This window comes from Aeromicrobium sp. (assembly GCF_036676885.1).
Lineage (GTDB): Bacteria > Actinomycetota > Actinomycetes > Propionibacteriales > Nocardioidaceae > Aeromicrobium.
The window spans coordinates 1-12,282 of sequence record NZ_JAKFCB010000360.1 but is presented as its reverse complement, the minus strand read 5'-3'; the positions used below and the strand labels follow the sequence as shown (position 1 = coordinate 12,282).

The 12,282-nt window shown below is 69.3% G+C and carries 16 protein-coding genes and 1 tRNA gene; 6 read left to right on the top strand and 11 right to left on the bottom strand.

Annotated elements, in window-relative coordinates:
- Positions 1 to 486 precede the first annotated feature (486 nt).
- Together V6M46_RS17190 and V6M46_RS17185 are read right to left on the bottom strand one after the other, a co-directional pair.
- A complete protein-coding gene (locus tag V6M46_RS17190) occupies positions 487 to 1,605 on the bottom strand; it encodes an FUSC family protein (protein WP_332667315.1) in 1,119 nt (372 codons plus the stop codon).
- A 34-nt stretch (positions 1,606 to 1,639) separates the two neighbouring features.
- Positions 1,640 to 1,888, bottom strand: a complete 249-nt coding sequence (locus tag V6M46_RS17185) for a DUF3618 domain-containing protein (RefSeq protein ID WP_332667313.1) — start codon at positions 1,886 to 1,888, stop codon at positions 1,640 to 1,642.
- A 73-nt stretch (positions 1,889 to 1,961) separates the two neighbouring features.
- Here V6M46_RS17185 and bcp point away from each other — a divergent pair, with 73 nt between their 5' ends.
- From bcp to V6M46_RS17170, 3 genes are all read left to right on the top strand, one after another.
- Positions 1,962 to 2,432 carry a thioredoxin-dependent thiol peroxidase gene (bcp, locus tag V6M46_RS17180; RefSeq protein ID WP_332667311.1) on the top strand — a complete coding sequence of 157 codons (471 nt, stop codon included), beginning with the start codon at positions 1,962 to 1,964 and terminating at the stop codon, positions 2,430 to 2,432.
- A 108-nt stretch (positions 2,433 to 2,540) separates the two neighbouring features.
- Positions 2,541 to 2,625: transfer RNA gene (locus tag V6M46_RS17175), tRNA-Leu, on the top strand.
- Positions 2,626 to 2,749: 124 nt separating this feature from the next.
- Entirely contained in the window at positions 2,750 to 2,914 is a 165-nt protein-coding gene (locus V6M46_RS17170; protein WP_332667310.1) for a hypothetical protein, read from the top strand.
- Between the two features lies 1 nt (position 2,915).
- Here the strand turns inward: V6M46_RS17170 and V6M46_RS17165 are convergent, their stop codons facing one another.
- From V6M46_RS17165 to V6M46_RS17150, 4 genes are read right to left on the bottom strand one after another with little or no spacing between them, the layout of a single operon-like run.
- Positions 2,916 to 3,674 (bottom strand): SDR family oxidoreductase, encoded by a 759-nt coding sequence (locus tag V6M46_RS17165; protein WP_332667309.1) that lies wholly within the window; start codon positions 3,672 to 3,674, stop codon positions 2,916 to 2,918.
- Between the two features lie 56 nt (positions 3,675 to 3,730).
- Positions 3,731 to 4,351 carry a GntR family transcriptional regulator gene (locus tag V6M46_RS17160; protein WP_332667307.1) on the bottom strand — a complete coding sequence of 207 codons (621 nt, stop codon included), beginning with the start codon at positions 4,349 to 4,351 and terminating at the stop codon, positions 3,731 to 3,733.
- Complete coding sequence (locus tag V6M46_RS17155) at positions 4,348 to 5,241, bottom strand: DMT family transporter (RefSeq protein ID WP_332667305.1); 894 nt, start codon at positions 5,239 to 5,241, stop codon at positions 4,348 to 4,350. The genes V6M46_RS17160 and V6M46_RS17155 overlap by 4 nt, the downstream gene beginning before the upstream one ends.
- A 27-nt stretch (positions 5,242 to 5,268) precedes the next feature.
- Positions 5,269 to 5,694 carry an SRPBCC family protein gene (locus tag V6M46_RS17150; RefSeq protein ID WP_332667303.1) on the bottom strand — a complete coding sequence of 142 codons (426 nt, stop codon included), beginning with the start codon at positions 5,692 to 5,694 and terminating at the stop codon, positions 5,269 to 5,271.
- A 58-nt stretch (positions 5,695 to 5,752) separates the two neighbouring features.
- On the opposite strand from V6M46_RS17150, the gene V6M46_RS17145 reads away from it, so the two are divergent.
- The 3 genes from V6M46_RS17145 (at position 5,753) to V6M46_RS17135 (ending at position 8,237) form a co-directional block, all read left to right on the top strand.
- Complete coding sequence (locus V6M46_RS17145; protein ID WP_332667302.1) at positions 5,753 to 6,931, top strand: benzoate/H(+) symporter BenE family transporter; 1,179 nt, start codon at positions 5,753 to 5,755, stop codon at positions 6,929 to 6,931.
- Positions 6,924 to 7,433 (top strand): tRNA (cytidine(34)-2'-O)-methyltransferase, encoded by a 510-nt coding sequence (locus tag V6M46_RS17140; protein WP_332667301.1) that lies wholly within the window; start codon positions 6,924 to 6,926, stop codon positions 7,431 to 7,433. Before V6M46_RS17145 ends, V6M46_RS17140 begins: the two co-directional genes overlap by 8 nt.
- 129 nt (positions 7,434 to 7,562) lie before the next feature.
- The gene (locus tag V6M46_RS17135) at positions 7,563 to 8,237 is read left to right on the top strand and encodes an SGNH/GDSL hydrolase family protein (RefSeq protein WP_332667300.1); all 675 of its coding nucleotides are present in this window, start codon (positions 7,563 to 7,565) and stop codon (positions 8,235 to 8,237) included.
- Here the strand turns inward: V6M46_RS17135 and rdgB are convergent.
- The 5 genes from rdgB to V6M46_RS17110 all read right to left on the bottom strand — a co-directional run.
- Positions 8,234 to 8,848 carry an RdgB/HAM1 family non-canonical purine NTP pyrophosphatase gene (gene rdgB, locus V6M46_RS17130; RefSeq protein WP_332667299.1) on the bottom strand — a complete coding sequence of 205 codons (615 nt, stop codon included), beginning with the start codon at positions 8,846 to 8,848 and terminating at the stop codon, positions 8,234 to 8,236. The genes V6M46_RS17135 and rdgB overlap by 4 nt on opposite strands.
- Positions 8,841 to 9,563 (bottom strand): ribonuclease PH, encoded by a 723-nt coding sequence (rph, locus tag V6M46_RS17125; protein WP_332667296.1) that lies wholly within the window; start codon positions 9,561 to 9,563, stop codon positions 8,841 to 8,843. The genes rdgB and rph overlap by 8 nt, the downstream gene beginning before the upstream one ends.
- A gap of 175 nt (positions 9,564 to 9,738) precedes the next feature.
- On the bottom strand, positions 9,739 to 10,503 hold the full coding sequence (locus V6M46_RS17120) for an MBL fold metallo-hydrolase (protein ID WP_332667294.1): 765 nt from the start codon (positions 10,501 to 10,503) through the stop codon (positions 9,739 to 9,741).
- Positions 10,500 to 11,309, bottom strand: coding sequence for a glutamate racemase (gene murI, locus V6M46_RS17115; protein WP_332667292.1), 810 nt, complete (start codon positions 11,307 to 11,309; stop codon positions 10,500 to 10,502). The genes V6M46_RS17120 and murI overlap by 4 nt, the downstream gene beginning before the upstream one ends.
- An 87-nt stretch (positions 11,310 to 11,396) precedes the next feature.
- Positions 11,397 to 12,282 (bottom strand): ribose-phosphate diphosphokinase (locus tag V6M46_RS17110; protein ID WP_332667290.1); only part of this gene is annotated, 886 nt, incomplete at its 5' end.

The window sequence follows — 12,282 nt, the reverse complement described above, 5'->3', positions numbered from 1 at the left end:
TTCCCACGGCCTTCACCCCCTCTCCATCAGTTCCTGTCGTCGGGTGGAGATCGGTCGGGTTCTGTGCGGGCATGAGTCGTGTATCGGGCTTCGTGGTCATAGCGCGCCTCCTTTCTGGAAGGTTGGATGGGTGGAATAGGTGTGCGGGCAAAAGAAAAACCGCCTCAGATCGAAGATCCGAAGCGGCAGAAGTGCCAACAGGTGAGGGCTACTTCAGGTGCACTGCTTCGGAGGTCGGACGGGCAAAAGACGCGACGGCATCGCGGCCGGTACGGCCGAGAGTCGTGATGATGAGCTTCTTCATGGGTCCACCTCCTTCTACAGTTCGAGCCCCTTGCGGAGCAGTTCGAGAAACGTATCGTAACTGACGACAGGTTGTAAACCGCTCGGCGTGTCGTCCTTCGCTCACAGAGCTCGCTCCCGGTCGGTCGCGGGCGACCTCCCCAGGAACCGGCTTCCAATCGCAGGCGAAAGGCTCGGGCGAGGTCAGTCGAACTCCAGGCGGTCATCGATCTCGTCTCTGGAGTAGCCGCTGGCATACAGGAGATCCGCGGCCAGCGAGCGCACCTGCGCGGCGATCGAGGCGCTGTTCATCGTCATGGCGTCCGGCAGCGCAGCGGACGCCATCCTGGCCGCCTCGATCAGCTCCTGACGCGCGTGGTCGAAGTCATCGTGCTCGGACAGGTCGTCGGCGAAGATGCCGATGGCGCGCGCCAACGCGTCGATGGCCAGGTCCATGTCGGGCGGCACGATCTCACCGCGGCGCAGCAGCGCCGAGGTCTTGCGAGCCAGGACGCGAGCATCACGGATCGCGTTGTCGAGGTCTCGGACCGTGGCGACGTACGTCTGCACGTGCTCCCGCTGCTTCCAGCGCATCGGCGACATGCGAGCGATCTCGCTGACGTTGGCGGCCGTCGACGTCATCGACTCGACCTGCGGCTGCATCGACCGCGCCTCGGCGAGGGCGACGTCGGCCAGCGCGGCATCGACCGTGCGCAGCGCCTGGGCGGTACGGCTCAGGATGCCCGCCAGGCGTCGGAGGAAGCCCTGCACCTCGCGGTCGATGTCGCGGATCGGGTTGCGCGGGATCAGCAGGACCATCGCCAGGCCCATCGCCCCGCCCACCAGCGCGTCGAGGAAGCGGGTCACGGCGGGGTTGCCCGACCCCGCGAGCGGAATGACCGCCGCGAGCAGGACCGACGAGGTCGCGGCCTGGGTCAGCGCCAGCCCCTTGAGGCCGACGAGTGTCCCGGCCACGACCGTCAACGTCACGATCAACGCCATCTGCCAGGTTCCACGCCCGATGCCGAGGATCAGCAGCTCCCCCACCAGCACGCCGAGTGACACGCCGGCCACCAGCTCGTACGACGTCCGGCCGCGCAGTCCGGCACCGGAGATCAGCACGATGATGCACGCGATCGGGGCGAAGAACGCCTGCTCGTGGTCGAGCACGTGGGTCGCGATGAAGTACGCGAGCGCGGTGCCGAGGCTCAGCCGCAGGAGCGTGCGCCAGCGACGGCGCAGGATGTAGAGGCGATCCTGCAACGTGTCGGCCGGCCTGAGCAGCCGAAGACTGCGCAACGGGATGTCACGTGCCGGGCTCACGAGTCAGAGCGACACATGAACGTACGCAACATGGTCAGCGCACGAGCCGGCGGATGACGATGATCCCGGCGACGACGGCAACCGTGCCGCCGACCAGCGGGACGATCGTGCCCAGCTTGGGCGAACCCGTCTCGTCGATGAACCGGGAGCGGAGGTTGTGGAGGCTTCTGCGGGCGATGTTGCGAGGATTCGTCCGGTCGATAAGGGCGTCAACGGTGTCCGCCAGCCGCTCCCGGATCTCGTCGATCTCGTCGACCATCTGGTCGGGTTTCGCCTTAGCCACGTCGTGCCTCGCTCACCTGGGTCTACGGAGGGTGCAGGCCACTCACCTGCACACGTACGTCAGGATAGTGCCCATGACGACGCGCCTGCAGCCTGGAGACAAGGCACCCGACTTCACGCTCGTGAACGACGCCGGTGAAGAGGTGAGCCTCTCCGACTTCCACGGCCAGAAGGTCATCGTCTACTTCTACCCCGCGGCGATGACTCCCGGCTGCACCAAGCAGGCCTGCGACTTCAGCGACTCGATCGACCGCCTGCAGGCCGAGGGCTACACCGTCCTGGGCATCTCGCCGGACAAGCCCGAGAAGCTCGCGAAGTTCCGCGAGCGCGACGGCCTGACGATCACGCTGCTGTCGGACCCGTCCAAGGAGGTCCTGCTGGAGTGGGGCGCGTTCGGCGAGAAGAAGCTCTACGGCAAGGTCGTCGAGGGGGTCATCCGGTCGACGTTCGTCGTCGAGGACGGCAAGATCGCCCTCGCGCAGTACAACGTCAAGGCCACGGGGCACGTGGCCAAGCTGCGGAAAGACCTCGGGCTCGGCTCGTAGTGCAGCGACTCCGTGAGGTCACCGCTGAAGTGACCGGCTTGTCCCGAGTACGCGAGTAGGTGACGCCTACCCGCGTCGCGGTGTCGGCTCACCTATTCTTGACTCGGGGCCGGTGTGGTGGAACTGGTAGACACGCAGGATTTAGGATCCTGTGCTTTCGAGCGTGCAGGTTCAAGTCCTGTCACCGGCACCAACTACGTGTTGCTGGCGCTCCGTAGCCACGGCTTCGGAGTCAGGGGCCGTTTCGCCTTGCTCCGCAGGGGTATGTCTCCGACTCCGGTTCCCGAGGTGGGAGCCATCAGAGGGAGGCACACCCCATGCCGAACGTCGTCACGCCCTTCAGCCGCAAGCGCCACACGACCGCCCAGCAGTCGACGACCGCGCATCCCCGTCATCGTCGCGACGGCTACTTCGACGAGCAGGACCAGTGGCACGACTCGTCGGAGACGAGCGAGCCCGGTCCCCGGAGTGCGAAGGGCTGATTCACCACGGGACAGGACCGTCGAGGTCGACGAACGTACCCGTCGGGCCGTCCGCAGGGATGAACGCCATCTCCACCACGGTGCGCGCCGCGTCGTGCGCCGTCGTCGGTGCTGCGGCGCGGTTGTCGGGCCCGCCGAGGTCGGTCTGGACCCAACCCGGGCACACCGAGTTGACCCGAACCGGCGTGTCGCCCAGCGACTTCGCCAGCGCGACCGTCAAGCCGTTGAGCGCGGCCTTGGAGGTCTGATACGCCGGCACGACCATCGAGGCATACGGCGACGTCGGGTCCAGCTGATCCGCCAGTGAGCCCATGCGGCTCGACACGTTGACGATGCGTCCGGCCTCCGAGGCGCGGAGCAGCGGCAGGAATGCCTGCGACACCGCGGCGGCTCCGAACACGTTGGTCTCGAACGTCCGGCGGAACAGCTCGATGTCGAGTGGCTGCAGAGCGCCCGGTGTCGTTGCCTCCGGCAGGATGCCCGCGTTGTTGACGAGGATGTCGAGGCGGCCGAAATCTCGCTCGACCCGCTCTGCCGCCTCGGCGATGCTGGCCGCCGACTCGACGTCGAGGCTGAGGGGCCAGCACTCGAGGCCCTCGTCGCGCAGCTCGGCCGCCGCGATCTCGGCCTTGGCGGCGTTGCGTGCACCGAGCAGGACGGTGGCCCCTGATTCGCCCAGGAGCCGGGCGGTCGCGAGGCCGAGCCCGCGGTTGGCGCCGGTCACGAGGGCGACGGCGGTGGTCTGTTGGGTGATCGTCATGCCTTCATCGTGTGCGCTCGCGCCTCGCGATGCTGGCGTCAATCGGACGTCCATGCTCAGGCGCGCGACTCCAGCAGCCTCGCTGTCGCACGTGCCAGGTGCTGGCGTACGGCCTTCTCGCCGAGGCGTTGGACGCCGGCGAGGTAGTCGCGGTGCTCGGTGCACAGCTGGGTGCCGTCGTACTGTGACCGCAGCTGGTTGAGGAAGAGCAGCATCTCGGTGTCGAGCCGCTCGTACGCCTCGGTGATCCGCGGGCTGCCGGCCGCCGCCACCAGGGCTCGGTGGAACATCGAGTGCGCCTGCTCGGGGGAAGGATCGGTGCCCATCAGATCGGCCGCCGAGACGAGCGGCGCGAGGAGCTCGTCCGGCCAGGAGTCACCGTGCGCGGCCCGGAGCAGCCGGACCGCCTCGGACTCCAGCGCCGTGCGCAGCTGCTGCAGCGCGACCACGTCGGCGTCGCTGAACGACGTGACGCGAACGCCCCGGTATGCCTCAGACACCAGGAGACGCTCGGCAACGAGGCGCTCGAGGGAGCGACGGACCGTGTGCCGCGAAAGGTCGTACTCCTCGGCCAGCGCCTCCTCACGCATGGGTGCACCGGGCTCGAGCTCGCCCGACAGCACCCGGCGCCGCAGCTCGGCGGCCAGGCGGTCCGCGCCCGTCGTGCGCTCGGTCACGCCGGCACCCGCTCGACTCGACGACCCGGGACCGCCAGCAGCACGACGCCCCCGAGCAGCACCACGAGCCCGATCCAGCCCGGCGTCGACAGGCGCTCGTCGAGCAGCACCACGCCGAGGAGGGACGCCGCCATCGGCTCGACCAGCGTCAGCGTCGAGACCGTGGAAGCCCTGAGGCTCTGCAGGCCGATCGCGAACAGGACGTACGCCACGGCGACCGTCGCGGCGGCCAGCCAGACGACCATCGCCAGCCCTGCGGCCGAGCCGAGCCACGACAGGTCGACAAGCAGGAGGAACGGGGCCCCCATCAGCGCGGCCGTGCCGAAGATGCTGCCGATCGCCGTGGTCGCGCTCGCTCCGTCGTCGAGGAGGCGCTTGGCGGCCAGTGCGTAGACCGCGTACGAGAGCGCCGCACCGAGCGACGCCGCGATCCCGGCGAGGCTGATGCCCCCGTCGGCTCGGTCGAAGAGCCCGCCGAGCAGCACCACGCCGATCACGGCGCATCCGGTGGCGATGAACCAACGTCGCGGCGGCCGCCTGCGGATGACCAGCCACTCGAGCAGGCCGGTGAACGCAGGGGCGGCGCCGAGCGTGACGACCGCGCCGACCGCCACGCCGTTGAGTCCCACACCGGCGAAGAACGTCGGCTGGTACGCCAGGACGGCCGCGCCGCCCAGCAGCACGACCCAGAGCGGCAATCGCGTCGGAGGCGTTCCTACGCCCGAGCGACCGGCGGCCCACCACGCGACCAGCGCGAGCAGGCCACCGCCCGCCACGATCCGGGTCAGTCCGACAGCGGCGGCCGAAGCCGAGTCCGGGCCGTACGCCTGAGCCGTCCCGGTCGTGCTGAAGCACACCGCGGCAACGATGACGAAGAGGACCGGACGCACGCCATATTGTTACACAATCTTGGACGGTCAGGGCGCCAGCTTGGGCAGGCCCTTCTTGAGCGAGGTCGCGATGCCCTTGCCGAGCAGTCCGGCGAGACCGGGAATCGGCAGGTCGAACCCGATCGTGTAGTCGAGGAACGTGCCACCGTCGGCCGTCGGGGTCAGCTTCTGCACACCCCAGTGATTGCGAAGGGGGCTGCCTTTGCTGATCTTGTACTCGATCAGCCGGTTGGGCTCAGCCTGGGTGGTGGTCTCCTGGAAGGCCGGCAGCGGCCCGATCTTGAGGGCCCGCGTCGAGCCGGGTCCGTTTCGCGAGGTGTCGCCGTCGCAGATCCTGGTGATCTTGGCGCCGAAGACCGGCCCGAGATTCTCGTGCTCCGTCAGCTTCTCGAAGATCGTGGCGGGATCGGACGTGTACGTGTGCGTCACGTGGACGCGCTGGGGTGAGGCCATAGCGGGTGAGTCTAGGCTGACCTCCCATGGAGCGGCATCGCGTGGTCTCGGGTCACCGATGAGCCGTTCGGAGCTTCAGCAGCCGGTCAGCGCCGGAATCATCGCGATGGTCGTGGGTTACACGAGCTCGTTCGCCGTGGTCCTCACCGGACTTGCCGCCGTCGGCGCCGATCGTCGCGAGGCCGCGTCGGGGCTGCTGGCGCTCTGCTTGACACAGGCGGTCGGCGTCATCTGGCTGAGCCGGCGCCATCGGATGCCGATCGTCCTGGCGTGGTCGACCCCGGGTGCCGCGCTGCTCGCCGGGATGAGCGTGGTCGACGGTGGCTGGCCGGCCGCGGTCGGTGCCTTCATGCTGGCCGGAGCGGCGTACGTCCTCACCGGCTTCTGGCCCGCGCTGGGACGCCTGATCGCCCGCATCCCCGGCCCCATCGCGCAGGCCATGCTCGCCGGCGTGGTGCTGGAGCTGTGTCTCGCGCCGGTCGACAGCCTCGTCGACAACCCGGGCGCAATCGTGCCGATCGCGCTGGTCTGGCTGATCGGCGTGCGCCTCGCCCCACGCTGGGCCATTCCCGCAGCGTTCGTGACCGCGGGCGTCGTGATCGGCATCGACATGATCCGTCGCGGTGAGGGCGTCGCCTCGTCGACCCTGATCCCTGAGCTCGCGTTGACCTGGCCGGCGTTGAGCTGGGAGGCGGTCGTCGGCATCGCGCTGCCGCTCTACATCGTCACGATGGCGTCGCAGAACGTCCCAGGGGTCGCGATCATGAAGTCGCTCGGGTACGACCTGCCGTGGCGCGACTCGATCGTCACCGCGGGCGTCGCCACGATCGCCGGCGCCGCGGCCGGAGCCCACTCGACCAACCTGGCCGCCATCAGCGCCGCGCTCGCCGCCGGCCCCGACGCAGGTCCGGACCGGAGCCGGCGGTGGATCGCGTCGCAGTCGGCGGGGGTGACGTACGTCGTGCTGGCGGCGGCATCCGCTGCGCTCGCGGCGCTGGTGTCCGTCGCACCCATCGGGGTCATCGCGACCGTCGCCGGCCTGGCGCTGGTCGGCACGCTTGCGGACTCGCTCCAGGGCTCGATGTCACAGCGCAAGGGCCGCGAGGCCGCGGTCGTGACGTTCCTCGTCGCGGCGTCGGGCATCACGGCGTACGGCGTCGGCGCGGCCGCCTGGGCCATCGTCGCCGGACTCGTGGTCCACGCCATCTTGGAGTGGAGCCCGAGGGGGCGTGGTTGAGGTGTTTCGCATCCTGTTCTACGAGCCCCGTATCGCCGGCAACACCGGCGCGGCGATCCGTCTCGCCGCCGTGACTGGGGCCGAGCTGCATCTGGTGGAGCCGCTGGGATTCGACCTCGAGGAGTCCAAGCTGCGGCGGGCCGGACTCGACTACCACGACCTCGCCGTCATGACCGTGCACGCGGACCTCGACGCGGCCTTCGAGGCGCTCGGGCCGGCACGGGTCTACGCGTTCACGGCCGGCGGAGAGCAGCTCTACACCGACGTGGCGTACGTGCCGGGCGACGTCCTGATGTTCGGCCCCGAGCCGACCGGCCTGCCCGCCGAGGTGCTCGACGATTCGCGCGTGACGGCCCGCGTACGCCTGCCGATGCTGCCGGGTCGGCGCTCGATGAACCTCGCCAACACCGCATCGGTCGCGGTCTTCGAGGCGTGGCGCCAGCAGGGTTTCGCGCTCCCCGACCAGCCCATCGAGCCAGGTTCTCATGAACCGCTCGGATGAGGTTTGGTGACTTTTGGATTGACTTCGGCCATTCGGTCCTGACCGACGACGGATCAGACTTACAGTTGCGCTCTCAGCAGCAGAGAAAGCGCACGAATGACACTTCGCAGGGCGACCGCTCGACGGTCAGTGGCTCTCGCCATCTTGGCCGCGCTGCTGATCGCCCCCTTCATCGCCTGGCAGGGCGCGACGGGTGATGAGCGCGTGACGGTCTCCCCGCTCGCCCCTCGCGGCATCGTCGTGGTCGGCGACTCGATCACCGCCCGTTACAACGACGAGCCGGGTGACGAGAAACAGGGTTGGTGGAGCATGACCGGCGACCACTTCGATGCGAAGGTCACCCGGTATGCGCAGTCGGGCTCGGGCTATCTCCGCCCCGGACTTGCCTGCACCGGCAACACCTTCATCGATCGCCCCGAGGCGTACGCCGGGCCGGCGCCGTCACTCCTGATCATCGAGGGTGGGCGCAACGACTGGGCGACCTGCGAGGACGGCAACTTCATCCCGGCCACCGACGACGCGATCGAGCACGCCGTGGACCGCTACCTGGACACCCTGCAGACGTTCCTGCCCGAGTCGACCCGCATCATCGTGCTGGGCCCGCCGTGGGGTCCCCACGACCCGGCCAACCAGGTGCGCGTCACCGCGATCATCAAGGCACAGGCCGAGAAGCACGGGATCCAGTTCATCAGCACGACCGGCGCACTGACCGCTGATCGCGTCACCGATGGGGTGCACCCCAACCGCAAGGGCAGCCTGGCCATCGCGCGCCGGGTCATCTCGGCGCTCGACCAGCCGGCCTAGCCGAGCGCGTCGACCACGGCGGGCGCGATCGCCGTGAGCGCCTTCCCGCGGTGGCTGATGCGGTCCTTCTCGCCTGCCGGCAGCTCCGCCGTCGAGACGTCGTAGCCGTCGGCGGCGAACAGCGGGTCGTAGCCGAAGCCGCCCTCGCCCTGCTCCGATCGCAGGATGCGCCCCGGCATCTCGCCCAGCTCGATCACCTCGGTGCCGTCGGGCGTGCACAGGGCAACCGCGCACCGGAACCGTGCCGTGCGCCGCTCCTCCGGTATGTCCGACAGCTGGCTCAGCAGGAGCGCGTTGTTGGCGGCGTCTCCCCCGGCCTCCTTGGCCACGCCCGACCAGCGGGCCGACAGGACGCCCGGCATGCCGTTGAGGGCATCGACGCAGAGGCCCGAGTCGTCAGCCAGCGACGGCAGCCCAGTGGCCGCGAGGCAGGCCCGCGCCTTGATCAGCGCGTTGCCCTCGAACGTCGGCTCGGTCTCGGCCGGCTCGTCGTACGGGGTCACGTCGGCGAGGCCCAGCACCTCGATGCCGGGAACCAGCGGTTCGAGGATCCGGCGCAGCTCTGCGAGCTTCTTGGCGTTGTTGGACGCCAGGACGACGCGGCTAGGCACGAGCGAGGGCGTCGTTCTGCAGCTTGGTCAGGTCGGCGCAGCCCTTGGCGGCGAGCTCGAGCAGCGCATCGAGCTCGGGCTTGTCGAACGGCGCACCCTCGGCGGTGCCCTGCACCTCGATGAACTTGCCGCCACCAGTCATGACGACGTTCATGTCGGTCTCGGCGCGGACGTCCTCGACGTACGGGAGGTCGAGCATCGGGACGCCGTCGATGATGCCGACGCTGATCGCCGCGATCGACTCGACGAGAGGCTCGCCGATCAGGGCGCCCTTGGAGCGCAGGTGCTCGACGGCGTCGGCTAGCGCGATGTAGGCGCCGGTGATCGCCGCCGTGCGGGTGCCTCCGTCGGCCTGCAGGACGTCGCAGTCGATCGTGATGGTGTTCTCGCCGAGTGCCTTGTAGTCGATCGCGGCCCGCAGCGATCGCCCGACGAGGCGGGAGATCTCGTGCGTACGTCCGCCGATGCGACCCTTGACCGACTCACGCGGTGAGCGGTCGTGCGTCGCCTGCGGCAGCATCGCGTACTCGGCGGTGACCCAGCCGAGGCCCGAGCCCTTGCGCCAGCGCGGCACACCCTCGCTGGCGCTCGCGGCACAGAGCACCTTGGTCTTGCCGAACTCGATGAGGCACGAGCCCTGCGCGTAGTCGAGCCAGTTGCGGGTGATGGTCACGGGTCGGAGCTGATCGGCACTGCGGCCATCTTCGCGGGTCATGCCGCGAGCCTATCGGGCACGCCGCCGCGTCCCGGTTCGGCCAGTGAGCGTGGCATCCGCGCCCGTCCGGCAAGGCAGAGGAGAGAGGCGCACCGGGGTTGTGCGCCGACCGACGATAACGCCGCCGGGCGGGATGCGGGGTCGCGCGAACCGGGCCGGGGCGCGGTGGGGCGCCCTAGGGCAGGTCGTAGGTCGAGCCGGCGGTCACCAGCTCGTAGGAGCCGTCCCACGTCGTCTTGACGTCCGACTCGACCTCGGCGCGATCGGTCCACGCAGGTATGTGCGTCACGAGCAGCTGGCCCACGCCGGCCCGGGTGGCGTATGCGCCGGCCTCCGCGCCGGTGAGGTGCAGGTTGGGCGGGTTTGCAGCGGACTCGACGAACGACGCCTCACAGAGGAACAGGTCGGCGCCCGTGGCGAGCTCGGCGAGTGCCTCGTCCGGCCCGGTGTCGCCGGAGTAGACCAGCGAGTGCCCCTCGGTGGCGACGCGGATGGCGTACGCGGGCACGGGGTGGTCGACAAGGATCGAGGTGACGGTGAACGGCCCGAGGTCGACCGTCCCGCCGTCCTGCCAGTCGCGGAAGTCGAACTGCTCGGTCATGCCGACCGGATCCTGGATGCCGTAGGCGGTGGCGAGGTAGTCGCCGGCCCCGGCCGGAGCCAGCACCGGGATGCGGTCGAGCGGGCCGTCCGGGTGGTACTTGCTGACCACGTAGAAGCCCGACAGGTCGAAGCAGTGGTCGGCATGCAGGTGCGAGATCGCGATCGCGTCGATGTCGTGGAGGTCGCACACGCGCTGCAGGTTGCCAAGGGCGCCGGACCCGAGGTCGATGAGCAGCCGATAGGTACGTCCCTCGAACGGCGCCTCGACGAGATAGCAGCTCGCGGGCGAGTCCGGTCCCGGGAACGACCCCGCGCAGCCGATGACGGTCAGCTTCATACCGCGCCGACCCAGGAGAACTGGCGGGCCGACTCGACCTCGGGTCCGAGGAACCGGCGAGCCAGCATCGTGAACTCCTCGGGGCGGCCGGTCGTCAGGAAGCCGTGCTCGGGCTCGGGCAGCGAGAGGTCGCGCTCGAGGCCTTCGCGCACCAGCAGGGCGTACACGTCCTTGGCGGTCTCCTCGGCGCTCGACACCAGCGTGACGCCGTCGCCCATGACGTACGAGAGGACACCGGTGAGCAGCGGGTAGTGCGTGCAGCCGAGGACCAGGGTGTCGACCTCGAGCTCGATCAGCGGCCGGAGGTAGCCCTCGGCTGCCGCGAGCAGCTCGGGGCCGCTCGTGATGCCGGCCTCGACGAGCTCGACGAACTTCGGGCAGGCCTGGGTGTGCAGCGTGATGCCCGGGTTGGCCGCGAAGGCGTCGTCGTACGCCCGGGAGGTCGCGGTCGCCTCGGTGCAGATCACGCCGATCGAGCCGTTGCGCGTGGCGCTGACGGCGCGCCGGGTGGCCGGCACGATGACCTCGACGACGGGGACGTCGTAGCGTTCGCGGGCGTCTCGCAGGACCGCCGCGCTGGCGGAGTTGCAAGCGATGACGAGGACCTTGACACCCTGGGCGACGAGGTGGTCGAGGCACTCGAGGGCGTACTCGCGCACCTCGGAGATGGGTTTGGGGCCGTACGGCTGGCGGGCCGTGTCGCCCAGGTAGAGCACCGGTTCGTGCGGCAGCTGGTCGAGAACGGCTCGGGCGACCGTCAGGCCGCCGAAGCCGGAGTCGAAGATGCCGATCGGTGAATTGCTCACAACCGAAAAGCGTACGGGTGCGGAGTGTTACGACAAAGTGAACAGGCCGCAGATCACACATGATCTCCGGCTCCCCCGCCCAGCGGGCTACAGCGGCAGCTTGGGCTGGGGTGGGGCGTGTGCCGGGTCGACGCCGTCGAACAGCGACGAGACCGACTCACCGGCGTGGATGCGGGCGATCGCCTCGGCGAACAGCCCGGCGACGGAACGCACCTGCAGCTCGGGCCATTCCGCCGGTGGCGGGACGGTGTCGGTCGTGACGACCTCGGTGATCGAGGGATGGTTGCGGAGCCGCTCGACCGCCTTGCCGGTGAAGAGACCGTGCGTGCACGCGACCGAGGCCTCGGTGCATCCCTCCTCCTCGAGCTTGTTCATGAGCTCCACGATCGACCCGCCGGTGGCGATCTCGTCGTCCAGCACGATCGCTGTCTTGCCGGCCACGTCGCCGACGATCGCGTCGATCACGACCTTGTCGTCCGCCTGCCGCTGCTTGCTGCCGGCCGCGACCGGTACGCCCAGGAGCCGGGCGAACAGCGAGGCGGTCTTGGCGTTGCCGAGATCCGGGGAGACGACGACGGTGTTGGCGAGATTGCGGTTGCGGTAGTAGTCGGCGAGCTCACCGATCGCCGTGAGGTGGTCGACCGGGACGCTGAAGAACCCGTGCACCTGAGGCGCGTGCAACGTCATCGTGACGACCCGGTCTGCGCCGGCGGTGGTCAGCATGTCGGCGACGAGGCGGCCGCCGATCGAGATGCGGGACGCGTCCTTCTTGTCCGAGCGGGCGTACGCAAAGTGCGGGATGACCGCCGTCACCGAGTCCGCGCTCGCACCACGGGCCGCGTCGATCATCAGCAGCAGCTCCATCAGGTGGTCCTGCGTCGGCGGGACCAGCGGCTGGATGATGAAGACATCCTTCTTGCGGCAGTTCGCGAGCAGCTGCACCTGGAGGCAGTCGTTGCTGAACCGGATCGTG